Raw genomic sequence first — 25140 nt, forward strand, 5'->3', positions numbered from 1 at the left:
TCGGAGTGTGCTATGTCTTCACAACGTGAAATTCGTCTTAACGCCTTTGATATGAACTGCGTGGGCCACCAGTCTCCGGGCCTGTGGGCGCATCCGCGCGACCGCTCCTGGCAATATAAGGATCTGAGCTACTGGACCGAGCTGGCATGTCTGCTGGAGCGCGGCAAGTTCGACGGCCTGTTTATTGCCGATGTCCTTGGCGTCTACGACGTGCTGAACGGCGATAATGCCGCCGCCATCCGCAACGCTACCCAGGTGCCGGTTAACGATCCGCTGGCGCTGATCACCCCGATGGCGCTGGTGACCGAGCATCTCGGCTTTGGCCTTACCGCATCGCTGTCGTTTGAGCATCCTTACCCGTTTGCCCGCCGCATCTCCACCCTGGATCATCTGACCAAAGGGCGCATCGGCTGGAATATTGTCACCTCCTATCTGGAGAGCGGTGCGCGCAATATCGGCCACCAGGCGCAGACCGATCACGATGCACGCTACGACTACGCCGATGAATATTTGCAGGTGGTGTACAAACTGCTGGAAGGCAGCTGGGAGGAGGGAGCCATCCTGCGCGATCGCCAGCGCCGCATCTTCAGCGACCCAACGAAAATCCATCCGATCAATCACCAGGGCTCCTTCTTCCAGGTGCCGGGCATTCACCTGTGTGAACCGTCGCCGCAGCGCACGCCGGTGCTGTATCAGGCTGGAGCATCCAGCCGCGGCAAGCAGTTCGCCGCCGAGCACGCCGAGTGCGTATTTGTGGCCGCGCCGTCGAAAGTGCTGCTGAAGAAGACGGTCGCCGATATCCGCCGACGCGCCGCAGAGGCCGGGCGCGATCCGCGCAGCATTCTGATCTTCAACCTGCAAACGGTAATCGTTGACGAAACCGATAAAGCGGCGCAGGCGAAATGGCAGGAGTACAAAAGCTACGTCAGCTACGAAGGCGCGCTGGCGCTGATCTCCGGCTGGACCGGCATCGACTTCGGCCAGTATCAGCCGGACCAGGTGCTGAAACATCTGCACACCAACGCTATCCAGTCAGCGGTGGAAACTTTCTCCACCGCCGATCCAAATCGTCAGTGGACGGTGCAGGGGCTGGCGGACTGGGTGGGGATTGGCGGCTTTGGACCGCTGCTGGTCGGCAGTGCGCAGACCGTGGCAGACGAGCTGCAAAGCTGGGTCGAAGAGACAGATGTTGACGGCTTCAACCTCGCCTACGCGGTAACGCATGAAACCTTTAGCGACGTGGTGGAGCACCTGGTCCCGGAGCTGCAAAAGCGCGGGGTCTACAAACAGGATTATCAGGCGGGTACGCTGCGCGAGAAGCTGTTTAAGCAGGGGCCGCGCCTGGAGTACCCGCATCCGGGGGCCGGATACCGCCGCGCTGCCACCGCTGGGGTGCCCCATGCCGATGAGGTCACGCCATGATTGAAATTGACAGCCTGCGTAAATACTACCCGACGGCGGGCGGTAAGACGGTGGAGGTGCTGAAAGGCCTCTCTCTCACCGTGCCCGCAGGGTCGATTACCGCCGTAGTGGGGCCAAGCGGTGCCGGGAAATCGACGCTGGCGAAATGCATCAGCCTGCTGGAACGCCCCAGCTCCGGCAGCATCCGCGTTAACGGGGAAGATCTGTCGCGCCTGTCGGGAGAGGCACTGCGCCGTGAGCGACGCGCAATCGGCACGGTCTTTCAGTCTTCGGCGCTGCTGGCGCGTAAAACCGCCTGGGAAAATATCGCGCTACCGCTGCAGTGGCTGGGCGTGGTGCCGGGACAGGTTAAGCAGCACGTTGACCAGCTGCTCGATAGCGTTGGCCTGAGCGATAAAGCGGGCTATTACCCGGCGCAGCTCTCCGGCGGCCAGCGCCAGCGCGTCGGGATTGCCCGGGCGCTGGCGCTGAAGCCCTCGGTGCTGCTGGCGGACGAAGCCACCTCCGGGCTGGACCCGCAGGCGACGGCCTCCATCCTGCTGCTGTTGCAACAGCTACGGCAGCAGTTTGGCCTGGCGATTGTCCTGATCACCCATGAGATGGACGTGGTGCGCAGCACGGCGGATGCGGTGGCAGAGATCCGCGACGGTCAGCTGGTACAGCAGGGCACGCTGCGCGACTTGCTCAGCACGCCAGGCTCGGCGCTGGGAGAGCAGCTGTTTCCACTGCGCCCACTTTCAGCGTCAGCCGACCTGCTGCTGCAGCTGACCTACGCCACGCCGCTGGCCACTGACTGGATCGGGCGGATCGGTCAGCAGTGTCACTGCCAGATTGATCTGCTGGCCGCGCATGTGGAAGAGGTTGGCGGGCAGCTGGCCGGGCGTATGCAGATTGGCGTGCGTTTCAATCAGCGCCCGCTGGAAGCCAGGGCGCTGATCGCGCAAATGGCCGAGCTGGGAATTATTGCCCAGCTGATTGAGGCGCGTCCGCGCCTGCAGGAGGCCGGATGAAAGCGTAGGATGTGATAAGCCAGGACACGCCATGGAGCCAGATACACCGGCTGATGCTGCCTGCTTACGGTGAAACCTGGCTGATGGTCGGTATTGTGATGCTGTTTGTGGTGTCGCTCGGCGGGATGCTCGGCGTGGTGCTGTTTAATACCTCAGCGCGCGGGCTGTTTTCCCACCCGGCGGCCCATCGCAGCCTGAGCTGGCTGGTAAACATTGGGCGCTCACTGCCGTTTCTGGTGCTGATGGCGGCGATTATCCCCTTCACCTTCTGGCTGACCGGCACCACCATTGGTATTCCGGCGGCGGTGATCCCGATGATCGTCGCCGGAACGCCATTTTTTGCCCGGCTGGTCGAGAACGCGCTGCGCGAGCTGCCGGCGGAAGTGACGGCCGTCGGGCTGGTGTCCGGCGGTTCGCGCTGGCAAATCATCTGCGGCGCGCAGCTCAGTGAGGCACTGCCGGCGATTGTAGCCGCCATCACGCTGAACCTGATTTCAATGATCGAATATTCGGCTATCGCCGGCACCATCGGCGCGGGCGGCATTGGTTATCTGGCGGTGGTGTATGGCTATCAGCGTTTTGATAATCACATCATGATCGCCACCATTGTCGTGCTGATCGCCACTATTCAACTGATTCAACTGATTGGCGATCGCGTGGTTGCCAGACTTCAACACTCTCAGGGAACGCACACATCATGACGCAGCAAACTTTTGAACTGAAAAAGAAGAAAACCTGGCCGTGGCTGGTGGCCGTGGTGCTGATTGCGCTGATTGCGCTGATTGCGCTACTCGGCTGGCACTTCAGCCGCCAGCAGCAAAATAGCGTGACCTTTGGCACCACCCTGAAGGTGCACTTCGAGCCGGCCATGGCGGGTGAACAGAAGCTGATCGAGTACGTGGCGCAGCATATTGCCCCGGATTACGGTATTCAGCTGGAAGCGGTAGGGTTGCAGGATCCGGTGCAGGCCGACCGCGCCGTGGCGGCAGGGCAATATGCTGCCACTGTGTATCAACACCAGTGGTGGCTGAAGCAGGTAGTGGATGCCAATAAATTCGAACTCAGTTCAACGCTGCCGCTGTTCCAGTGGGCGTTTGGTATCTACTCGGACCGCTATAAGGCGATTGCCGATCTGCCCAACGGCGCGGAAATCGTGGTGCCAAACGACGGGGCTAACCAGGGACAGGCGCTGTGGCTGCTGCAGCGCATTGGTTTGATTGGCCTGGATCCCAACGTTGAGCCGCGCACCGCCAAAATTAAAGATATTGTGAAAAACCCGCATAACTTTAATTTTAAAGAGCTGGATTTATTAACCATGCCGCGTGCCTTAAATTCTGTCGACGCCGCAATCGGTTATGTTTCACAGTTTGATGCCGGTAAAGTCGGGCGTGATAAAGGCATATTATTCCCACCCGCGCCGCGTACCTTCGCCTCACAGTTAGTCATTGGTACACCCTATTTAAATGATGAGAATATTATCAAGTTAAAAAAAGCCTTTGCCGATCCACGCGTGCAGCAGTGGCTTAAAGAGACTCAGGATCCGCAGGTGCAGGGCGTATTAGTGCCGGTATCGGCAGATTAAATTAACACGCATCAACAGGCCGGGCATATTGCCCGGCTTTTGGCGTTGGAAAAATATATTCAATTGATTTTAAAGCATAATAAAATCATTTTTCCTTGTTTGTTATTACAGCGCTTCCTCTTTATAAATGCAGTGTTACCTGCTAATAAAATAATATGAGGATACTATGAGTACATTAAATATTGACGATGGTGTTATTTCACCCCCCTCGTCCTCAACACCGGTGCGCTCTGTCAGTGATGTGGCGCAGTTAATTAACACCAGTACCAGCAAAAACAGTTACGCCCGCTGGATTGTCTTTCTGGCACTCGGCGGGGTGTTTTTAGATGCCTACGATCTCACCACGCTCTCATACGGTATTGATGATGTGGTTAAAGAGTTCGGCTTAACCCCGGCAATCACCGGGCTGGTCACCTCATCGATTATGATCGGCACCATCGTTGGCAACCTGCTGGGCGGCTGGCTGACCGATAAATATGGCCGCTACTCGGTATTTATGGCCGATATGCTGTTCTTTGTGGTCTCGGCGATCGCCGCCGGGCTGGCGCCAAACGTCTGGGTGCTGATCGGTGCGCGTTTCCTGATGGGGATCGGCGTGGGGATCGACCTGCCAGTGGCGATGGCTTATCTGGCTGAGTTCTCCAAATTTACCGGCAAGGGCAATAAAGCCGCACGTTTAGCCGCGTGGTGCCCGATGTGGTACGCGGCGTCGTCGGCCTGCTTCTTTATTATCTTCGCGCTGTATTTCCTGCTGCCGAAAGAGCACGCCGACTGGCTGTGGCGTGCCTCGCTGCTATTTGGCGCGGTGCCAGCCCTGCTGATTATTGCGGTGCGCAGCAAATTTATGAATGAGTCCCCGCTGTGGGCGGCGAACCAGGGCGATCTGGAAGGGGCGGCACGTATCCTGCGCGACTCTTACGGCATCAGCGCCCACGCGGCGGAAGCCCACGAACGCGAGCCGGTAAAGAAAGCGCCGCCGAAAGTCAGCTTCCGCGTGCTTTTTCACCAGCCGTATCGTGAGCGTACTATTGTCACGGCGGTGATGAATATCTGTATCTCCTTCGAATACACCGCCATCGCCTTCTTCCTGCCGTCGATCCTCGCGCAGTTCCTCGGCGCTGGCGTATTTGAAACTATCTCCGCTTCGCTGGGGCTTAATGCGCTGTTCGCCTTTACCGGTGGACTGCTGGGGATGCGCCTGGCATGGAAATTCCCGTCGCGCCACGTGGCGATTGCCGGGTTCGCGCTGCAGTTTATTGCGCTGATCTCGCTGGCGCTGATAGGCCACCCAACCGCCACGCCTGGCGTGGTGTTTGCCATTCTGATGCTCGGTCTGTGGCTGTTTGCCGAAGGCTTCGGTCCCGGCGCGCAGATGATGATCTACCCGGCGCTCTCTTATCCCACTCATATTCGTGCGACCGGCGTCGGTTTTGGCCGCTCGCTGTCGGGGGTTGGCAGCGCGCTGGCGCTGTTTATCCTGCCAATTTTGCAGGCTGCCTACGGCACCAATATGTTCTGGATCGTCTCGCTGGCCGCGATTATCCCGATTATTTTCCTGCTGATTATCCGCTTTGAACCGACCAGGCAGGATATTGACGACCAATCTGAAACCGGAGGATCCCATGTCTGATATTCACCCTGACTATGCTGCGCTGGCGGCAGCCTTTCGCCCCATTTTCGCGCGTATTGCCGAGGGCGCCGTAGAGCGTGAAACCACGCGCACGCTGCCCACGGAAGCGATCCGCTGGCTGAAAGAGGCCGGATTTGGCACCCTGCGCATTCCGCAACAGCAGGGCGGATTCGGCGCCACGCTGCCGCAGCTGTTCCAGCTGCTGACGGAGCTGGCCGAAGCCGACTCAAATCTGCCGCAGGCGCTGCGCGCGCATTTTGCCTTTGTCGAAGACCGCCTGAATCAGCCAGATAGCGCGCAGCGGCAGAGCTGGTTCCGCCGTTTTGCCGATGGCGAACTGGTGGGCAGCGGCTGGACTGAAATCGGCACTGTTAAGCTGGGCGAGGTGATCACCAAAGTTAGCCCGGTGGAACACGGCTGGCAGCTCGACGGGGAGAAGTTCTACAGCACCGGCTCACTGTATGCCGACTGGATCGATGTTTACGCTCAGCGCAGCGATAACGGCCGTGATGTGATTGCGCTGGTGAATACCCATCAGGCGGGAGTGGAGCGTGATGATGACTGGGATGGCTTTGGCCAGCGTCTGACCGGCAGCGGCAGCACGCGCTTTCGTCAGGCGCGGGTGGAGCAGGCGCACGTATTTGATTTCAGCGAGCGCTTCCGCTATCAGACCGCGTTCTACCAGCACGTGTTACTGGCAACGCTGGCCGGTATCGGCAGGGCGGTGAAGCGTGATGCCGCCGCGGGAGTGGCAAACCGCACGCGCACCTACAGCCACGGCAATGCCGGACGGGTCAAAAATGATGCGCAGGTGTTGCAGGTGGTGGGGCAGATATCCAGCTGGGCGTGGGCGGTGGAAGCCACGGTCCAGCGCGCCGCCCACTCGCTGCAGCTGGCTTATGAGCTGCACAACAGCGGGGATGAAGCGCGTATTCAGCAGGCGAACGTCCTGGCCGAGCTGGAATCGGCGCAGGCGCAGGTGGTGGCGAGCGAGCTGGTGCCGCGTGCCGCCAGCGAGTTGTTTAATGCGCTCGGCGCATCGGATACCCGGGTCAGCAAGGCGCTGGATCGCCACTGGCGCAATGCCCGCACGGTAGCCTCACATAATCCGGTGATTTATAAGATCCGCAACGTCGGGGACTGGGAAGTCAACGGCAAAGAGCCGACGTTTATCTGGCAGATTGGTAACGGGGAATAACAAGGTGTGGGTGGAGGGGCGATCGAAGAAGATGATCGACCCCTACCGTTTTGGTCGGCCCAGATTTACACTATTTATCCAGCGACCAGGTCGCGGAGCTGACGTTCACTTTGACCGGCAGCAGGCCGATTTGGCTGAATTTATCCGCCAGTGCCTGCTGCTCTTTAAACACCGCCGGGGTCATTCGCTCGGCGCCATAAGGCATTCTCGCCAGCGCCCGCTGCCAGATAGGCTGCGGCAGGCCGGTCGAAGTAGCGAGAATTTTCGCCGCATCCTCAGGATGTTTATTCGCCCAGTCGCTCAACGTTCCCAGCTCATCCACGACCTGCTTCGCCGTCTGCGGATAGGTATCAGCAAACTTGCGGCTGGCGAGATAGAAGGTGTAGTGGGGCACCAGCCCTTCGGCATTTTTCACCAGCCGCGCTTTGGCGTTAGTTTCCACTTCCGCGTAGTACGGGTCCCATATCACCCATGCATCGACCGCACCGCGCTGGAAGGCGGCACGCGCATCGGCGGGCGGCAGGTAAACCGGCGTAATGTCTTTGTAGCTCAGCCCGGCATTCTCCAGCGCGCTGACCAGCAGATAGTTCACGTCAGAGCCTTTGTTCAGCGCGACGCGCTTGCCTTTCAGATCGGCGACGGTTTTGATGGTGGAATTCTCAGGCACTACAATGGCTTCGGTTTTTGGGTTAGCCGGAGAGTGGGCCAGGTAGACCAGATCGGCCTGCGCCGCCTGGGCGAAAGTCGGTGGCGCGTCGCCCGTTGCCGCCAGGTCGATACTGCCGACGTTCAGCCCTTCCAGCATTTGTGGCCCGGCGGGAAACTCGACCCAGCGCACGGCGATACCCTGCTTTTTGAACTGCTCATCCAGCGTGCCGCGGTACTTCAGCAGCGCAAAAATATTGGCTTTCTGATAGCCGATATTGACGGTTTCCGGTGTGTTTTCGGCGGCATTGGCAGCAAAAGTGCTGCCGATGGTCATTGCGCCCAGCAGTGCGCTGAATAGCGTTTTTTTCATGTTATATCCCCTGGTAATCAATCCGCTGGGAAAAACATATCAAAATGGCAGAAGGGGGCTTAACGAGTTGATCTGATAACGATATGCACAGAATGGATAACGCCTCAGCGCTGTGGCTGACCCTCTGTTCCGGTCAGCCATTTATCTATATCCGCCTACTGATATTGCAGATAAGCAACGTGCGTTTGCAGATACTCTTCCAGCCCGTGACGACCGTCCGCACCGCCGATGCCGGATTTACGCCAGCCCGCATGGAAGCCCTGCATCGCTTCAAAGTTCTCGCGGTTAATATAGGTTTCGCCGAACTTCAGCTTCTTCAGCGCCAGCATCGCGGTGTTGATATTCTGCGTGAAGATCGACGAGGTCAGGCCATATTCGCTGTCGTTGGCCAGCGCGATCGCCTCATCCAGCGTGCTGAACTTCATCACCGGCAGCACCGGGCCAAAGGTCTCCTCCTGCATGATGTTCATTTTCTGCTCAACGTTAATTAGCAGAGTCGGTTCGAAGAAGAAGCCGGTGCTGCCCGCGCGCTTGCCGCCGGTAACCACTTTCGCCCCGGCGGCAACCGCATCCGCCACCTTCTGCTCAACGCGCTGCAGCGCCGCAGCGGTGATCAGCGGCCCCATATCCAGCCCTTTCTGCGTAGCCGGGTCGCCGAAGGTAACCTGCTTAAATGCAGCGCTCAGGCGCTCCACCACCTGGTCGTAAACCCCTGCCTGCACGTAGAGGCGCTCCGCGCAGTTACACACCTGCCCGCTGTTGATCATGCGCGAGGCGACAATCGCTTTCACCGCTAAATCGAGGTCGGCATCATTCATCACGATAGCCGGGGCTTTGCCACCCAGCTCCAGTGACACTTTGGTGACGTTTTTCGCCGCTGCCTGCATCGTGGCAATCCCGGCGCCGACGCTGCCGGTCAGGCTCACCATGCCCACTTTCGGGTTGGCGGCCAGCTCCTGGCCAATCACCGGGCCATAGCCGGTGACCAGATTAAACACGCCCGCAGGCAGGCCGATCTGATGCACGATTTGGGCAAAGATAATCGCATTGTTTGGCGTCAGCTCGCTCGGTTTCACCACAATGGTGTTGCCGGTCAGCAGTGCCGGGGCGGCTTTACGCGCAATCAGAAAGAACGGGAAGTTCCACGGCAGGATCCCGGTGGTCACGCCAATGGCTTTCTTGAACACCAGAATGTTCTCCTGCGCGCGGTCGCTCTGCACAATTTCGCCCTCATAGCGGCGCGCCCACTCGGCCATATAGTCGAGGTAGTCTGCGGTGAACAGTACCTCGGTTTCTGCCAGCTCCTGAGTTTTGCCGCCCTCGGCCACTATCGTCGCGGTTAACTCTGCCGCCCGGCTGCGCACGCCGGCCGCTATCTTATGCAGCCAGGCCCCACGCTCCACCGCGGGTAAGGCTTCCCAGCCCGGCTGCGCGGCCTCTGCCGCATCAATCGCGCGCTGCGCGTCTTCCACGCTGCCTTCAGGAATACGCGACAGCAGCGCCTCAGTTGCCGGATTGATCACGTCGATCCAGCGGTCAGCGCGATTTTCGACAAACTCACCGTTGATATACATTTGTTGCTGTTCAGGCTTCATGGACGCTTCTCCGTGACACATTTGATAGGGGATTGTTAACTAACAGCGTGTTTGCTGTTACAGGCCTTTGACGGTGCATCAGCGCGCGTTGAATCACCTTGATCTGATTGCCACCCATGAGAGCAGGCTGGCAAAAATCGCAAGAAGCCTCTGCTGGCGCTGGCATTTTCGCGATTTAGTGAAGAATATGAGTGGTTTAGTAAAGACCAGTCTTTTCACCCTGTGGGATCGTCGAGATGTATGATTTGTGATCCTACAAAGGCAAAGGCGCTGAATTTTGCCAGATTGCTGCCAGGCCCGGCAGCCAGCGTAAGGTTGAACCGGATGGCTTGTCCGTAGACTCAAACCACACAGGGCAAACAACAACCAAGGTAAATAACAATGAGTGAAGCCATCCTCTCAGGCATTCTCTGGCATCTGGTCGGTGCCGCCAGCGCCGCCTGCTTCTATGCTCCGTTTAAAAAAGTGCGTAACTGGTCATGGGAAACCATGTGGTCGGTCGGCGGCATAATGTCGTGGATTGTGCTGCCGTGGGCGGTAAGCGCGGTGCTGCTGCCGCATTTCTGGGCTTACTACAGTTCATTTTCGCTCTCCCAGCTGCTGCAGGTGTTCCTGTTCGGCGCGATGTGGGGCGTGGGCAACATTAACTATGGCCTGACAATGCGCTACCTCGGGATGTCGATGGGTATCGGCATCGCAATCGGCATTACGCTGGTGGTCGGTACGCTGATGACGCCGCTGATCCAGGGGCGTTTTGTTGAGCTGTTCAGCTCCGCCGGTGGCCGGATGACGCTGCTGGGCGTGCTGGTAGCCTTGATTGGCGTGGCTATCGTTTCACGTGCGGGTCTGTTAAAAGAGCGCGCAATGGGCATTACCGCCGAAGAGTTCAACCTGAAGAAAGGGCTGGTGCTGGCGGTGATGTGCGGCATCTTCTCCGCCGGCATGTCGTTTGCGATGGACGCCGCCAAACCGATGCATGAAGCCGCCGCTGCGCTGGGCATCGACCCGCTATACGTGGCGCTGCCCAGCTATGTGGTGATAATGGGGGGCGGGGCGCTGGTTAACCTTGGCTTCTGCTTCTTCCGCCTGGCGACAAAGTCGAACCTGTCGGTAAAAGCGGACTTCTCGGTGGTCAAACCGATGCTGATTGCCAATATTGGTCTCTCGCTGCTGGGCGGCACCATGTGGTATCTGCAGTTCTTCTTCTATGCCTGGGGCCATGCGCGCATTCCGGCACAGTACGACTTTATCAGCTGGATGCTGCACATGAGCTTCTACGTGCTGTGCGGCGGCCTGGTCGGCCTGATATTGAAAGAGTGGAATAACGTAGGGCGCACGCCGGTGCGCGTACTCAGCGTCGGTTGCTTTGTGATTATCCTCGCGGCAAATATCGTGGGGATGGGGATGGTGTCGTAGCACCTCTGCGCAGGGTAAAAGGGCTGACCCGTGGTCAGCCCTTTATGCTTTCACCGTCGGGGCAGCAATCGGGCCGCGAGGAATAAAGCGCTGGCGCCACGCGCTGGGCGTCAGCCCGGTATCGCGGGTAAACACCACGGAAAAATAGTTGCTGTCATCAAAACCGCAGCGGGCGGCCACTTCACCGATCAGGCACTCGCTGGTACGCAGCAGATACTTGGCACGGCACAGCTGGAGCTGGCGCACGTAGTGGCTAATGGTCATACCGGTCTGCTGGCGAAACAGCTGCTTCAGCGCCCGTTCAGACAGCTGGTGTTGATGGCAGAACAGCGCCAGATCGAAGGAGGTGGCAATCTGCCCCTGAATAGCGGCCATCAGCAGGTCGAGCTGCTCCCCTTCAGGCTGCTGATAAGCGCGATCCGAGGCGTAGCGGTGGCGTTGCAGGATCAGCGCCAGCTGCAGGAACAGCGCTTCGGTTAGCTGGCGTGACAGCAGGTCGCTTTTGCGGCTCTCCTGCTCCAGCTGCTGGATCACCCCACGCGCCAGCGCCATGCCGCGCGTGGTTAAGCGCCACGATCCCGCATCCTGCGAGGGCAGCAGCTGTTGCCAGTCCAGCGCCAGCTGAAAACGTTCCGGGCAGTAGATAATGTTGTCGAGCGCCAGATCGTGTACCGACTCATAGCTGTGACAGTCGTCGGCGCTGACGTAAAAGATATCACCGCAGGTCACCAGCCACGGCCGGTCATTCATCACGTGCAGGCCGTTGCCGCGCCACACCAGCACGATCTCATTGAACTCGTGCACGTGCGGCGGGAAGGAGGGTTGCGAGCTGCGCTCGGCCACCGCCACGGGCATCTGTTCAGACGGAAAATAGTCAGCTTTTGCCAGGCGCAGGGGAGCGGTCACGGTTCACCTCATCAGTTATTTTGTCGCAGTGTACGCGGCGAGCAGCCAAATTCCCGCTTGAACAGGGTAGAAAAGTGATTGCTGTCACCAAATCCGCACTGAAAAGCGATATCCGTCACGCGCATTTCGCTGTGGCGCAGCAGATGACGCGCCTCCAGCAGGCGCAGGCGGTTGAGATAGCGCTGCGGCGTGCTGCCGGTTTGCTGTTTCAGCTGGCGGTGCAGAGTGCGCAGCGATAAGGAGAAGCGGTCGGCTAAACCTTCCCAGTCCACATCTTCGCTATAGTGGTCGGCCAGCCAGTCGAGCAGGGCGCGCAGGCGGCTGTCCTGATCGTCACTCTGCGCCGCGCTGCACCCCTGGCGCAGCAGCACCAGCAGCTGCATAAAGTGCATCTCCTGCTCCGCCTGGCTTGCCAGAGAATCGTTGGCGGGGCGCTGCTCCAGCTGGCCGATAAGCTGCCGCGCCTGCGCCAGCACTTTATTACCGATGCGCCAGTGCGACGGATAGTGGCCATCCTGCTCCTGCGGCAGCAGATGCTGTAAGCCGGAGAGAAAACGGAATGACTCCGGCCCGCGGTACAGCACGTTGGTCAGGCAGAGATTATCGGTCTGCTCATACATATGGCGGTCGTGATCGCGGACGAAGCAGACACAGCCACTGCACAGCGGCTGCGACTGGCCGTTAAATACGTGGATACCGGAACCCTGTTCAACAATCACGATCTCATGAAAATCGTCATGATAATGCTCGGGGAAGGCGCCCTGCGGCGCACGCGGTTCGATTGCTACCGGGCAATGCCCGCCTGAGAAGAAATCAACGCTGTGTAACACGGTCATGATAACCCCACTCTTCATTTACATATTGGTAACAGAGTCTACCCAGCGCCGCGCTGTGCCACCTTGAATTTTCGACAGCGGAATATCACTACCCCGGTGATTTTTTTAAGAAACGGGCGAATAACGGTGAGATTTGCGGGCAGGGTCACATCGCGTAAATAAACCCGCAAGCTACCGAACTGTGAGCTGCTTCACGTTCATCTTTGCCTTGCTGCCAGCGCGCTAATTTCGCTGGCAGTGGCGAGAAGGTAGCGGAATCCGGCTCTTTTACACTGGTGACATTGAATCATCAGGAAGCTATTTCATGAGCCAACGTCATTATGTCGCCGTCGATCTCGGTGCCTCCAGCGGCCGCGTGATGCTGGCCAGCCATCATCCGCACACCGGGGCGATAACGCTGGAAGAAGTCAGCCGCTGCGTGAATCAACTGGTGACGATTAACCATCGTCAGTGCTGGGATCTCGACGCGCTGGAAGCCTTTATTATTGCCGCCTTAGAGAAGATCGATCGGCGCGGCATCGTGCCGCAGAGCATCGGTATCGACACCTGGGGCGTGGACTACGTGCTGCTGAATGCGCAGGGCGAGCGCGTCGGGTTGCCGGTGGCCTATCGTGACCATCGCACCGACGGCGTGATGGCTGCCGCCTGCCGTGAGCTGGGGCGCGAGGGAATTTATCAGCGAACCGGCATCCAGTTTTTACCCTTTAACACCCTCTATCAGCTGCGCGCTCTGTGCCGCGACAATCAGCCCGAACTGGACCAGGTGGCCCATGCGCTGCTGATCCCGGACTATCTGCACTATCGGCTGACCGGGGGGCTGAACTGGGAGTACACCAACGCCACCACTACCCAGCTGCTCAATATTGCCAGCGGTGAGTGGGATAGCGAACTGCTGCGCTGGAGCGGTGCAGATCCTGCCTGGTTTGGCGCTCCGTCGCAGCCGGGTAAGCAGGTCGGCTGCTGGACAGCGCCTTCGGGGCAGTCGATTGCGGTGGTGGCCGTCGCCACCCACGATACCGCCAGCGCAGTGCTGGCCACGCCACTTCACGGCGATAACGCCGCCTACCTCAGTTCCGGCACCTGGTCGCTGATGGGCTTTGAGAGCCGCCAGCCGTTTACCAGCAGTGCGGCGCAGCAGGCCAACATCACCAATGAAGGTGGGGCCGAGGGGCGTTTTCGCGTGCTGAAAAACATCATGGGCTTATGGCTGCTGCAGCGCGTGTGCGATGAGCTGGCGATTCAGGATCTCTGTCAGCTGATTGCCGACGCGCAGCAGCAGAGGGCGGCGGCGTGGCTGATCAATCCCAACGACGAGCGCTTTATTAATCCCGCCAGCATGGTGCGCGAAATTCAGGACGCCTGCGCTGAACAGAATGCCCCGGTGCCCAGCAGCCCGGCCGAGCTGGCGCGCTGCATCTTTGACAGCCTGGCGCTCTACTACCGCCAGGTGCTGCAGGAGCTGGAGCAGCTGCGCGGTAAGCCCTTCAGCCAGCTGCATATTGTTGGCGGCGGCTGCCAGAACCAGTTTTTAAACCAGCTGTGCGCCGATGCCTGCGGTATTCCGGTGTATGCCGGACCGGTGGAAGCCTCCACGCTCGGCAATATCGGCTGCCAGCTGATCGCCGCTGGCGCGGTAAAAGATGTGACCCAGTTCCGCCAGCAGATCGCCCAGCACTTCCCACTTATCCGTTTTGACTCTCACGGCAGTGACGCGTTTCGCCGCAGTCTGGCGCGCTTTCAGTCACTGACCCAAACAGCGAAGGAGCTTTGTATATGACTCAGGCTATCGAACAGGCATATGCCTTGGCAAAACAGCGTTTTGCCGATATCGGCGTCGATGTGGAAGCCGCACTGAAGCAGCTGGATCAGCTGCCGGTTTCCATGCACTGCTGGCAGGGGGATGACGTGCGCGGCTTCGAAAACCCGCAGGGCGCGTTGACCGGCGGTATCCAGGCAACCGGTAACTATCCGGGACGTGCGCGCAATGTCGAAGAGCTGCGTTCGGACCTCGATCGGGCGATGGCGCTGATCCCTGGCCCGAAACGCCTCAACCTGCATGCTATTTATCTGGAAAGTGAGCAGCCGGTGGCACGCAATGAAATTAAGCCGCAGCACTTTGCCGGCTGGGTCGACTGGGCGAAGCAGCGCGGTTTAGGGCTGGATTTTAACCCGAGCTGCTTCTCGCACGAGCTGAGCGCCGAGGGGTTTACCCTGGCCCACGGTAACGCGGAGATCCGCCAGTTCTGGATCGAACACTGCCAGGCCAGCCGCAAAGTCTCGGCCTATTTCGGTGCGCAGCTGGGCACGCCGTCGGTGATGAACATCTGGGTGCCGGACGGCATGAAAGATCTCACCGTGGACCGCCTGGCACCGCGCCAGCGCCTGATGAATTCGCTGGATGCCATCATCAGCGAGAAGCTCGACCCGGCGCACCATATTGACGCTGTGGAAAGCAAGCTGTTCGGCATCGGGGCGGAGAGCTACACCGTCGGTTCCAACGAATTCTGCCTCGGCTATGCCGCCAGCCGCCAGACCGCGCTGACGCTCGACGCCGGGCACTTCCATCCGACCGAAGTGATCTCCGACAAAATTTCTACCGCCATGCTGTACGTGCCGCGCCTGCTGCTGCACGTCAGCCGCCCGGTGCGCTGGGACAGCGACCATGTGGTACTGCTGGATGATGAAACTCAGGCAATCGCCAGCGAAATCGTGCGTCAGCAGCTGTTCGATAAGGTGCATATCGGCCTCGACTTCTTTGATGCTTCCATCAACCGTATTGCCGCCTGGGTCATCGGCACGCGTAATGCGAAAAAAGCGCTGCTGCGTGCGCTACTGGAGCCGGTAGAAACGCTGAAAAAGCTGGAAAACAGCGGGGACTACACGGCACGACTGGCGCTGCTGGAGGAGCAGAAATCCCTGCCGTGGCAGGCGGTATGGGAAGCGTGGTGCCTGCGTCACGATGTGCCCGCCGGGGCCAGCTGGTTAGGCGATGTGCGCCATTACGAACAACAGATTCTCAGCCAACGTTAAGGGTAAACAGATGCAACAGATTCTCAACTCCTGGTTTGTCCAGGGCATGGTGAAAGCCACCACCGATATGTGGCTGAAGGGCTGGGATGAACGCAACGGCGGCAACGTGTCGCTGCGCCTGCTGGATGAAGAAGTGCAGCCCTTTGCCGCTGATTTTTACCGCGAGCCACGTACCCTGGAACTGAGCCAGCCCGCGCCTCAGCTGGCGAATGACTGGTTCCTCGTCACCGGCTCCGGCAAGTTTTTCCGCAATGTGCAGCTCGACCCGGCAGACTGCCTGGTGCTGCTGCGCGTCAGCGCCGACGGTCGGGCCTTTACCATTCACTGGGGCCTGAGCAACGGTGGCGTGCCGACCTCTGAGCTGGCTTCCCACTTCCAGTCGCACAGCGTGCGCAAAACCGTCACTCACGGCGCCGACCGCGTGATAATGCACTGTCACGCTACTCACTTTATGGCGCTGAGCTACGTCGTCGATCTCGACTCCGCCAGCTTTACCCGCCTGCTGTGGGAAGGCAGTACCGAATGTCTGGTGGTGTTCCCGGACGGCGTCGGCATTGTGCCGTGGATGGTGCCGGGCACCGACGGTATCGGCACGGCTACCGCCAAAAAGATGGAGTCACATACGCTGGTGATGTGGCCTTTCCACGGCATTTTCGGCGCGGGGCCAACCCTTGATGAGACCTTTGGCCTGATCGATACCGCCGAGAAGTCATCCGAAGTGGTGGTTAAAGTGCTGTCAATGGGCGGGATGAAGCAGAGTATTACCACTGAAGAACTGGTGGCACTGGGCGAACGCTTTGGTGTGAAACCCTGGCGCGCAGCGCTGGAAGCGAAGCATAACCATGTTGCGTAAAGCCTTTGTCATGCAGGTACACCCGGATAAGCACCGGGAGTATCAGCAGCGGCATAACCCCATCTGGCCAGAGCTGGCGCAGACGTTGAAGGCGCACGGGGCGCATCACTACAGTATTTTTCTGGATGCACCGCGCAACCTGCTGTTTGCCACGGTGGAGATAGAGTCGGAGGAGCGCTGGAACGCGGTGGCACAAACAGAGGTGTGCCAGCGCTGGTGGCAGTCGATGAGTGAACTGATGCCGTCCAATGCCGACCACAGCCCCGTCAGTGCAGAGTTGCTATCCGTGTTTTATCTGGCGTAAAAAAAGGGTCAGGCATGCCTGACCCCTACGATTTATTAGCAGGCCGTGCCTGCACACACAATATATTGACGAGTTGCGTAGGGGCGAGGCATGCCTCGCCCGGCTTTTCCCGGCTTTACCCATTCAACCGCAGCTGCGGATAACGCTTCATACTCCACGCACACCACAGCAGTGATACCAGGCCAATCGCGCCACCCACATAGCCTACGCTGGCCATATTCAGATGCAGACTCACCTGGTTACCCAGCAGCGCACCGCCGCCGATACCGATATTGTAAATCCCTGACAGCAGCGACATCGCCACGTCGGTGGCATCCGGTGCCAGCGCCAGCACGCGTACCTGCACCGCCAGCCCGATAATCATCATCGCCATGCCCCAGATAATACACAGGGTGGAGATCGCCAGCATATGCGTCGCCGCAAGGTAGAGTGACAGCATGCACAGCGTAATTAACGCGATGGCACCCAGCAGGAAAGTCGCCGGATATTTATTGCCAAACATGCTGAACAGCACGCTGCCGACAATGCCCGCCGCGCCAAAAATCAGCAGCAGGAAGGTGGTAAACCCGGCGCTCAGCGCGGCGACGCCCTGAATAAACGGTTCGATATAGCTGTAAGCGGTGTAGTGCGCCGTCACCGTGACCGCAATCAGGATATACAGCGAAACCAGCGCCGGGCGGCGGAACAGCATCGGCACGCTTTTCAGCGACCCGGTATGTTCACTTGGCAGCTTAGGCAGCAGCTTCATCAGTAGCAGCATGGTGACCAGCGCTACCGCACCAATCACCGCAAAGGTAATGCGCCAGCCCAGCAGCTGACCAATCATGCGGCCAATGGGCAGGCCGAGCACCATCGCCAGCGCGGTGCCGGTTGCCAGCATGCTCAGCGCCTGAGTTTTCTTGCCCGGCGGCGCCACGCGGATCGCCAGCGACGCGGTGATCGACCAGAAAATGGCGTGCGAGAAGGCGATGCCGATACGTGAGATCACCAGCGTATTGAAATCCCAGGCAATGGCAGAGAGCCCGTGGCTGGCAACAAATAGCACAAAAATCACAATCAACAGCAGGCGGCGCTCGACATTACGCGTCAGCAGCATCATTGGCAGCGACATCAGGGCGACTACCCAGGCGTAGATGGTCAGCATCAGCCCGACCTGCGCCGTTTGCATATAAAAACTGGCGCCAATGTCCGACAGCAGCCCCACCGGCACAAATTCAGTAGTGTTAAAAATAAACGCAGCAATGGCGAGCATCACCACGCGCAGCCATGCGGTCTTGCGGGAAACAGTAGTTGATTGCATTGAGATTAACGCTGTGGTTGAGGAAAGATTACCCGTTACGCCGGGCCACAGAACAAGTCGGGATATTGTCTTTTATTTAGTCGTCAGATGAAATAGAAAATTCAAAATAATTGTAAAGCAGATTTTTCGAACAATGTGATCCAGAAGCAATTTTTTTTCGCATGCGGATATTTGACCTGCGTGCCGTCAGGCGGCAAAATCGCGCGATAATTCAGCCCGTAATGGCGACAGCAGGGGAAGGGCAGTGGAAAGCGTTCTGAATAATGAGTTACTGGCAGACATTGTGCAGCAGGTGCGGCCGTTAATTGGCCAGGGCAAGGTCGCCAGCTATATTCCGGCACTGGCAGAGGTGCCCGCCGACCGGCTTGGCATTGCCGTCTGCATGCTGGACGGCACGGTTTATCAGGCCGGTGACGCGCAGGAGCGTTTCTCCATCCAGTCGATCTCTAAAGTTCTGTCGCTGACGCTGGCCCTGACGCGCTATCAGGACAGCGAAATCTGGCAGCGCGTGGGCAAAGAACCCTCCGGCCAGCCGTTTAATTCGCTGCTGCAGCTGGAGCTGGAGCAGGGCAAACCGCGCAACCCGTTTATCAATGCCGGGGCGTTGGTGGTGTGCGATATGCTGGAAACGCGCCTGACCGCCCCGCGTCAGCGCATGCTGGAAGTGGTGCGCAGCCTGACGCAGGAAGCGGAAATCAGCTATGACCGCCATGTGGCACGCTCTGAATATGAGCATTCGGCGCGCAACGCGGCCATCGCCTGGCTGATGAAGTCGTTTAATAATTTTGCCAACGACGTACCCACCGTGCTGCAAACCTATTTCCACTACTGCTCCATGACCCTGAGCTGCGTTGAGCTGGCGCGCTGCTTCCTCTATCTGGCCAATCACGGGCGCGGATTGGGGCAGGGGGAAGCGCTGCTCACGCCGAAACAGACCCGCCAGATAAATGCGCTGATGGTGACCAGCGGGATGTATGACGGAGCGGGGGAGTTTGCCTGGCGCGTCGGAATGCCGGGGAAATCGGGCGTCGGCGGTGGGATTATCGCGATAGTGCCGGGCGAAATGAGCATCGCCGTCTGGTCGCCAGAGCTGGACAGCCAGGGCAACTCGCTGGCCGGTACGGCGATGCTGGAATTACTCTCCGAGCGCATCGGTCGCTCAATTTTCTGACTTTCAGTCACACGGCAGGTCAGTTTACTGGCCTGCCAGAACGCCCCATCAATCAATCACCGCAACTAATTATTGATCCACGTCAATCCCCGTCAGTGGACTGCCTGGTAATATTTCGCGTAGAAAATTAAATTTACATTTCACGCATTGATACCTAACCCACCGAGGGTAAATCATGACTATTCAGGCAAAACAGTTAACCCTTAACCATCAGCTGCGTCAGTTTGGCGGGTTGGTCAAACTGGCAATGATCCGCACATCTCCACAACTTATTGAAGTCTGGACCATGAGCGGCAACCGCCTGCGCTTTACACCCACTCAGCGCGTCGAGGCCCAGGTCATCCTATGCTAAACGTTCGCCTGCTGTTGATCGCCACGCTGGTGATGCTGTTAGTGACGGTGTTTTGCGTGCTTAGCCAGCCGTCGGTGACGGTGCATCTTCGCCAGGATATTCGGAAACTGTTGTAAAGATGATGGGTCAGGCGCGCCTGACCCTTTAGCGCGGGCAAATTACCCCGCCTGAACCGCCATCCTGCGCCGGGACATCAGCGCCCGCACCACCAGAGCCAGCATAATCAGCCACTCGGCAACCAGCGCAGCCAGTACCGCATGCTGATAGTTGCCGTGAGGTTGCAGCACCTGGCTGAACACCGTTCCCAGTACCATCGGACCCAGGCCGAATGCCGCCTGCTGTACCGTGGAGAGCATCGCACTGCCTGAGCCAGCGTGGTCTTTCGGCACTTCCGCCAGACCAATACGGAAAAAGCAGCTGACGATAAACGACTGCCCCAAGCCAATCAGCGCCGTAGCCGGCGCCAGGCTCAATATGCCCATCTGCTGCCAGCTGCTGTTGAAGGTGATCATCAGCCCGATCAGCCCGGCCATCTGGATCGCGCAGCCGGTCAGCAGCGTCGGCAGTTTACCTATGCGTTCCACCACGCGGGCGGACAGCAGCGAGCCGATAAAGTAGGCCACGCCCAGCGCAATAAAAGCATTGCCCGACTGGAAGGCGCTCATGCCGAGGCCCGACTGCAGCGTCAGCGCCACGACAAACATAAAGCCACTCCAGCAGGAGAAGAACAGCACGGCGATCGACAGACCGAAGCGCACGCCGTGCAGCTGCATCAGCGAGGGCGGTAACAGAGGGGCACCGCCCTGTTGCTCGATGCGTTTTTCCACCTGCCACAGGCGCTTAAGCAGCAGTGGAAAGGCGGCGAGCAGGGCGATGCACGGCCACGACCAGTGGAACAGCGGCCCTAACGCCAGTGCAACCAGCAGGCAGCCAATGGCTCCGGCGAGATAAAAGGTTCCTGCCCAGTCGATGGGGACGCGCTGCTGCTTTTTCGTTTCCGGAATGGTGCGCGGCGCCAGCAGCAGGACTAGCAGGCAGAGCGGGATATTAATCAGGAACACGCTGCGCCAGCCGTAGCCGCCGGGATTAGCATTAATCAGGAAACCGCCCAGTACCTGGCCGATAATAAACGCCATTCCACCGATACCACCGTACAGGCCCAGCGCCCGCGAATGTTCACGACCGTGCAGCGAGACATGCAGCGTGGCGAGGATCTGTGGCACCACCAGCGCCGCGCCAACGCCCTGTAAGGCACGCGCCAGCAGCAGCGTCCAGACACCGGGGGTGATACCGCACAGCAGGGAGGCGATGCCAAACAGCAGCACGCCGATGCTGAAAATGCGGCGGCGGCCGAAGTTATCCCCCAGGCGGCTGCCCATCGCCAGGCTGACGGCGAAGGCGATACCGTAAATGGCGACAATCAGCTCCAGCTGGATCGGGGTTGCATGTAAGGTGGCGGACATGGCATCCAAAGCCACATTCACGATAGAAAAATCAATCATCGGCAACAGCTGACCTGCTAACAGCACTGTCAGACCGCTGCGGCCGAGAGTGGTGCAATCATAACCGCTTTTCATGGTGTGTAACCCTTGTGTTTAACCGTAACCGGGCATAGCATCAGTGAAATCCGAAACGGGTACCAGTTCTTGATTATACTGGTACCCGCACTACCTGCCTGACTGGAGTCACCCCCGATGAGCGAGACGCCGCTGCCGCTGAGCATCAGCGAAAAAAACCGCCAGCTGCTGGCGACATTTTTACGCAGCCGCCGTGAGAGCATTGATCCGTCGCGACTGGGCCTGCCGCATCACCGCTCGCGGCGCACGCCGGGTTTGCGGCGGGAAGAGGTGGCTCAGCTGGCGGATGTTGGCGTGACCTGGTACACCTGGCTGGAGCAGGGGCGCGAGATTAAAGCGTCGCCAAAAACGCTGGCTTCGATTGCGACAGCGTTACAGTGTAACGAAGCGGAAACGCAGCACCTGTTTCGGCTTGCGGGCCATCCCACCCCGGTGATGGCAGCGGCCAAAGCCTGTGCCAAAGTGTCGGCGCACGGGCAGATCCTGCTCGACAGCCTTAACCCGCTGCCGGCTATTATCCAGACGCCGCGCTTCGACATTCTCGGATACAACCCGGCGTGGTGCCGCCTGATGAATGTCGACCTGGAGACTATTCCCCCGGAGGATCGCAACTGTATTCTGCTGGCATTCACCCATCCGCAGTGGCGGCAGGCGGTGGCCGATCAGGAACAGCTGATGCCGCATATGGTGGCGCTGTTTCGCACCCAGATGGGAGAGCATCTTGACGATCCGCGCTGGCAGGAGCTGCTGGAACGGTTATTGTCGGAGTCAGATGAGTTTCGCGCCATGTGGCAGCGTTACGAGATCCGCGCCATCGACAACCACGTTAAACGCTTCTATCACCCTGAAGTCGGCATCATCACCCTGCGCCAGAATAACTGGTGGTCCGCACCGCGCAACGGGGATCGCCTGCTGGTGTATATCCCTGATGATGAACAGAGCGCTGCGGCCCTAAAGCGCATTACCGATTGAACTTGTCGGGCTCAGGCGTGCCTGAATCTATCTGAATCGTTAAAAAACAAGGGATCACGCTATGAATCAACTGCCAACGGTTGCGGTACTCGGTCTGGGTGCCATGGGCCATGCCTTCGCTGCCAACCTGTTAAAAAATTCTTTCAGCGTCAGTGCCTGGAACCGCACGCGCTCGCGCGGAGAAGATCTCGAGTCCGCCGGGCTAACACTGTGCGACAGCCCGCAGGAAGCGGTGGCCAATGCGGACGTGGTGCTGGTGATGCTGGCCGACGGCGCCACTACGCTGGCGGCCTGCGAACTTATCCTGCCGGCGCTGAAAAATGGTGCGGTGCTGTGTCAGATGGGCACTATCGGCATTGAGGCAACGGAACAGCTGCTGCAAAACATCCAGGCGCAGCGTCCGGATGTGGTCCCGGTCGATGCCCCGGTTTCCGGGACTAAAGCTCCAGCTGAGCAGGGACAGATTCTGGTGCTCGCCAGCGGCGATCGTGGGCGTGCTGCCGCAGTTGAACCGGTGTTTGCTGCAATTTCGAAAGGGGCGAAATGGCTGGGTGAAGCAGGAGCCGGTTCCAGAATGAAGCTGGTGGCTAACGCCTGGCTGGTGTCTATGGTGCAGGGGCTGGCAGAAAGTACGCGTCTGGCCGAGCAGTTAGGTTTCTCGCCGGACGATTTCTGGCAGGTGCTGGATGGCGGCCCGCTGGCTGCGCCCTACGTTAAGGGCAAGCTGGCGATGATTGCAGAAGGGGAGTACCCGGCGCAAATGCAGCTGACGTGGGCATTAAAGGATGCTCGCCTGGCGCTTGATGCTGCTGGAAACCAGCCGCTGCCGGGCCTCAAGGCGATTGCCACCCAGTGGCAGGGCGCGGTGGATGCCGGTTACGGGGATAAAGACCTGTCGGTGGTGTATCGCTATTTGCAGGACGGCGCTAAGAAAGCCTGAGCAGACTTAAGGCACTTGCGGGTGCCTGTTAATAAAGCCCCGTAAATCATCATGATATCGCCAATAGCCCATATCGCTTAGTGGGTGGCTTCAAAAATGCAACAATGTTTGTTATATTATCGAAATAATGTTTTTATATTTGACTGATTTTTAATGCTTTTATTACCGTTATTCATCCGCAGATGAACAGCAAAAAGCAAGGATCACATCATGCTTGATATTCGTTTTCCTACCGCCCTGCAGATGGTGTTATGCATTGCTAAGGCGGATCGCGAAGGGCTTCGCTGCACCAGCAAAATTCTGGCTGATGGTCTTAAGGCCAACCCGAGTTTTGTGCGCAAAATGATGGTGCCGCTGACCCGCGACGGTATTATTGTCTCTACGCTGGGGCGCTGTGGCACCACGCGCCTGGGCCGCCCGGCAGAAGAGATCACCCTGTGTGATATCTACACTTCGGTGATTGAAGATAAGCCGCTGATGGCGGGGCGCCCGGAAGTGGAGCCATGCTGTGTGGTGAGCGCCAATGCCTGCTGGTACTTTAAACAGCTGGCGAAAGAGGCTGAACAGGCCTCGCTGGACGTGCTGGCTAAACGCACCGTAGCCGATGCTCTGCATGACATTCTGCAACGCAGCGAAGTGAGCGAACCAGAACCGCAGCGCTGCGCCTCCTGATTTAACTCCCTGACTCATCCTTCCCGAATCCCGTTGGGGTGACCCGTTTGCTGGTCGCCCCTGAGTTCTGCCAGATCGCACTTATTCCTAAATTTAATGCAACAATAAAACTTGCATTATAGCCGTTCCTGTCTTAACTTTATTAAGTGCATTCGTCAAAGTTACCTTTTACACCTGGCAGTGAGACAGGTCAAGGAAACGCAAAGGTCGATAAAAAAAACCGCGTCAAAAAACAGAATCAGGGGAACACCGATGAGCCATGATGATTTTATTAGCGATCTGGTTAAGTGGATCGACACTCACATTGAAGGGAAGATGGATTTAGACACCGTGGCCACGCGCGCCGGCTACTCGAAATGGCACCTGCAGCGCATGTTCAAACAGCATACTGGCTATGCCCTTGGTGAATATATCCGTGAACGCCGTCTGAAAAAATCCGCTGAACGCCTCGCACGGGGCGGTGAGCCGATTCTGGATGTGGCGATCAGTTTTGGTTTTGACTCCCAGCAGTCCTTTAACCGCAGCTTCAAGCGCCAGTTCGGCCAGTCGCCGGGTGCATGGCGCCGCCAGGTGCAGATTGCTGCACATGCCTGACAGATTGGGCCGATGGTAAGAAGGTCGGCCCTGTTATCTCTACCATTTCACCGCGCCACGCTGCCATGCCAGCGCACGGTCACGGACGGCAAACAGGAGGGTAATCAGCGAAGAAAAAAGCAGCGCCATCACCATCAGCGCGGCGTACATATTGGCGTAAGCTGCCCAGCCCTGCGCCCACTGTAAATACCAGCCCAGCCCGGATTTCACCCCCATCATTTCCGCCGCCACCAGCACAGAAAACGAGGCTCCCAGCCCCATAAACACTTCGACAAAGACGTGCGGCATCGATGCCGGTACCGCTACGCGACAGACCAGAAACAGTGTGCTGGCCCCGAGCGTTCGGACCACGTCGTAACAGCGTGGGTCGACGCTGGCGAAGGGAGAAAATTACGGCGTGAAATCGTCATATCGCTTATCCCTGTTGACTGAGTTATCGCCGCACTATGGCAATATTTATCCCGCGCTGAAAATAACAATCCTGCATTAATAATTGCGGATTATCGTTATTCGCCACGCTGTAAACCTTTGCCAGTATTGATATTTTACCGCCAGGTCAAAAGGCGGAATATGTCATCTACATGCAAAGAGGAGAGATGATGTCATTAGCGCAACAGAGAGAGACCGCCGCCGGGCTGGCACTGACCATCGAACGCCTTACTCGATCCCGACCGCCGAGAATGAAGAAGCGGCTGAAATCACCGGTGTACATGCCTTCAGCGACATTCTGCCTGAACGCGTCCCGCTGACGCTTGACCGCAG

General features: G+C 58.5%; 24 protein-coding genes and 1 pseudogene. 18 read left to right on the forward strand and 7 right to left on the reverse strand.

Going from position 1 to position 25140, the window contains the following annotated elements:
• Positions 1 to 12 precede the first annotated feature (12 nt).
• The 6 genes from ID864_RS03525 to ID864_RS03550 all read left to right on the forward strand — a co-directional run bounded on the left by ID864_RS03525 (position 13) and on the right by ID864_RS03550 (position 6842).
• On the forward strand, positions 13 to 1422 hold the full coding sequence (locus tag ID864_RS03525; RefSeq protein WP_191149402.1) for an LLM class flavin-dependent oxidoreductase: 1410 nt from the start codon (positions 13 to 15) through the stop codon (positions 1420 to 1422).
• Positions 1419 to 2432: a methionine ABC transporter ATP-binding protein gene (locus tag ID864_RS03530; RefSeq protein WP_099754580.1), complete on the forward strand. Its 1014-nt coding sequence runs from the start codon at positions 1419 to 1421 to the stop codon at positions 2430 to 2432. The genes ID864_RS03525 and ID864_RS03530 overlap by 4 nt, the downstream gene beginning before the upstream one ends.
• Before the next feature lie 53 nt (positions 2433 to 2485).
• Entirely contained in the window at positions 2486 to 3133 is a 648-nt protein-coding gene (locus ID864_RS03535) for a methionine ABC transporter permease (RefSeq protein WP_191149484.1), read from the forward strand.
• Positions 3130 to 4014, forward strand: coding sequence for a MetQ/NlpA family ABC transporter substrate-binding protein (locus ID864_RS03540; RefSeq protein WP_191149403.1), 885 nt, complete (start codon positions 3130 to 3132; stop codon positions 4012 to 4014). The genes ID864_RS03535 and ID864_RS03540 overlap by 4 nt, the downstream gene beginning before the upstream one ends.
• A gap of 166 nt (positions 4015 to 4180) precedes the next feature.
• Positions 4181 to 5644: an MFS transporter gene (locus ID864_RS03545; protein ID WP_191149404.1), complete on the forward strand. Its 1464-nt coding sequence runs from the start codon at positions 4181 to 4183 to the stop codon at positions 5642 to 5644.
• Positions 5637 to 6842, forward strand: a complete 1206-nt coding sequence (locus tag ID864_RS03550) for an acyl-CoA dehydrogenase family protein (protein WP_048918457.1) — start codon at positions 5637 to 5639, stop codon at positions 6840 to 6842. Before ID864_RS03545 ends, ID864_RS03550 begins: the two co-directional genes overlap by 8 nt.
• Positions 6843 to 6912: 70 nt before the next feature.
• On the opposite strand, the gene ID864_RS03555 is transcribed toward ID864_RS03550, so the two are convergent.
• Entirely contained in the window at positions 6913 to 7824 is a 912-nt protein-coding gene (locus ID864_RS03555; RefSeq protein ID WP_224750400.1) for a sulfonate ABC transporter substrate-binding protein, read from the reverse strand.
• A gap of 191 nt (positions 7825 to 8015) precedes the next feature.
• Positions 8016 to 9455, reverse strand: coding sequence for an aldehyde dehydrogenase (gene aldA, locus ID864_RS03560; protein ID WP_191149406.1), 1440 nt, complete (start codon positions 9453 to 9455; stop codon positions 8016 to 8018).
• Positions 9456 to 9836: 381 nt separating this feature from the next.
• Between aldA and rhaT the strand changes: the two genes are divergently transcribed.
• Complete coding sequence (rhaT, locus tag ID864_RS03565; protein ID WP_191149407.1) at positions 9837 to 10871, forward strand: L-rhamnose/proton symporter RhaT; 1035 nt, start codon at positions 9837 to 9839, stop codon at positions 10869 to 10871.
• Positions 10872 to 10913: 42 nt separating this feature from the next.
• On the opposite strand, the gene rhaR is transcribed toward rhaT, so the two are convergent.
• Positions 10914 to 11777 (reverse strand): HTH-type transcriptional activator RhaR, encoded by an 864-nt coding sequence (gene rhaR, locus ID864_RS03570; protein WP_099754575.1) that lies wholly within the window; start codon positions 11775 to 11777, stop codon positions 10914 to 10916.
• A gap of 11 nt (positions 11778 to 11788) precedes the next feature.
• Entirely contained in the window at positions 11789 to 12613 is an 825-nt protein-coding gene (gene rhaS, locus ID864_RS03575) for an HTH-type transcriptional activator RhaS (protein ID WP_099754574.1), read from the reverse strand.
• 304 nt (positions 12614 to 12917) lie between these two features.
• On the opposite strand from rhaS, the gene rhaB reads away from it, so the two are divergent.
• The 4 genes from rhaB to rhaM are packed head-to-tail and all read left to right on the forward strand — an operon-like array spanning position 12918 to position 16800.
• Entirely contained in the window at positions 12918 to 14390 is a 1473-nt protein-coding gene (rhaB, locus tag ID864_RS03580; RefSeq protein ID WP_048918452.1) for a rhamnulokinase, read from the forward strand.
• The gene (locus ID864_RS03585; protein WP_048918451.1) at positions 14387 to 15643 is read left to right on the forward strand and encodes an L-rhamnose isomerase; all 1257 of its coding nucleotides are present in this window, start codon (positions 14387 to 14389) and stop codon (positions 15641 to 15643) included. The genes rhaB and ID864_RS03585 overlap by 4 nt, the downstream gene beginning before the upstream one ends.
• A gap of 10 nt (positions 15644 to 15653) precedes the next feature.
• The gene (rhaD, locus tag ID864_RS03590) at positions 15654 to 16496 is read left to right on the forward strand and encodes a rhamnulose-1-phosphate aldolase (RefSeq protein ID WP_099754572.1); all 843 of its coding nucleotides are present in this window, start codon (positions 15654 to 15656) and stop codon (positions 16494 to 16496) included.
• Complete coding sequence (rhaM, locus tag ID864_RS03595) at positions 16486 to 16800, forward strand: L-rhamnose mutarotase (protein ID WP_048918449.1); 315 nt, start codon at positions 16486 to 16488, stop codon at positions 16798 to 16800. The genes rhaD and rhaM overlap by 11 nt, the downstream gene beginning before the upstream one ends.
• Positions 16801 to 16915: 115 nt before the next feature.
• Here rhaM and ID864_RS03600 read toward each other — a convergent pair whose 3' ends face one another.
• Positions 16916 to 18100, reverse strand: a complete 1185-nt coding sequence (locus tag ID864_RS03600; protein ID WP_191149408.1) for a sugar transporter — start codon at positions 18098 to 18100, stop codon at positions 16916 to 16918.
• Positions 18101 to 18344: 244 nt separating this feature from the next.
• Here ID864_RS03600 and glsB point away from each other — a divergent pair, with 244 nt between their 5' ends.
• The 3 genes from glsB to ID864_RS23850 all read left to right on the forward strand — a co-directional run bounded on the left by glsB (position 18345) and on the right by ID864_RS23850 (position 19739).
• Complete coding sequence (glsB, locus tag ID864_RS03605; RefSeq protein WP_048916044.1) at positions 18345 to 19271, forward strand: glutaminase B; 927 nt, start codon at positions 18345 to 18347, stop codon at positions 19269 to 19271.
• A gap of 175 nt (positions 19272 to 19446) precedes the next feature.
• Positions 19447 to 19623: a hypothetical protein gene (locus ID864_RS03610; RefSeq protein ID WP_166643179.1), complete on the forward strand. Its 177-nt coding sequence runs from the start codon at positions 19447 to 19449 to the stop codon at positions 19621 to 19623.
• Positions 19617 to 19739 carry a hypothetical protein gene (locus ID864_RS23850; RefSeq protein ID WP_263575952.1) on the forward strand — a complete coding sequence of 41 codons (123 nt, stop codon included), beginning with the start codon at positions 19617 to 19619 and terminating at the stop codon, positions 19737 to 19739. Before ID864_RS03610 ends, ID864_RS23850 begins: the two co-directional genes overlap by 7 nt.
• A gap of 42 nt (positions 19740 to 19781) precedes the next feature.
• Here the strand turns inward: ID864_RS23850 and ID864_RS03615 are convergent, their stop codons facing one another.
• Entirely contained in the window at positions 19782 to 21200 is a 1419-nt protein-coding gene (locus ID864_RS03615; protein WP_099754737.1) for an MFS transporter, read from the reverse strand.
• Between the two features lie 117 nt (positions 21201 to 21317).
• On the opposite strand from ID864_RS03615, the gene ID864_RS03620 reads away from it, so the two are divergent.
• From ID864_RS03620 to ID864_RS03635, 4 genes are all read left to right on the forward strand, one after another.
• The gene (locus ID864_RS03620; RefSeq protein WP_048916046.1) at positions 21318 to 22172 is read left to right on the forward strand and encodes a helix-turn-helix transcriptional regulator; all 855 of its coding nucleotides are present in this window, start codon (positions 21318 to 21320) and stop codon (positions 22170 to 22172) included.
• Between the two features lie 61 nt (positions 22173 to 22233).
• Positions 22234 to 23112, forward strand: coding sequence for an NAD(P)-dependent oxidoreductase (locus ID864_RS03625; RefSeq protein ID WP_048916047.1), 879 nt, complete (start codon positions 22234 to 22236; stop codon positions 23110 to 23112).
• Positions 23113 to 23322: 210 nt separating this feature from the next.
• Positions 23323 to 23784 carry an Rrf2 family transcriptional regulator gene (locus ID864_RS03630; protein ID WP_048916048.1) on the forward strand — a complete coding sequence of 154 codons (462 nt, stop codon included), beginning with the start codon at positions 23323 to 23325 and terminating at the stop codon, positions 23782 to 23784.
• A 252-nt stretch (positions 23785 to 24036) separates the two neighbouring features.
• Positions 24037 to 24378, forward strand: coding sequence for a helix-turn-helix domain-containing protein (locus ID864_RS03635; protein WP_048916049.1), 342 nt, complete (start codon positions 24037 to 24039; stop codon positions 24376 to 24378).
• 39 nt (positions 24379 to 24417) lie between these two features.
• Here ID864_RS03635 and ID864_RS03640 read toward each other — a convergent pair.
• A pseudogene (locus ID864_RS03640) lies at positions 24418 to 24741 on the reverse strand (ABC transporter permease); the annotation flags it as partial.
• Between the last annotated feature and the right edge of the window lie 399 nt (positions 24742 to 25140).

This window comes from Erwinia aphidicola (genome assembly GCF_014773485.1).
GTDB lineage: Bacteria > Pseudomonadota > Gammaproteobacteria > Enterobacterales > Enterobacteriaceae > Erwinia > Erwinia aphidicola.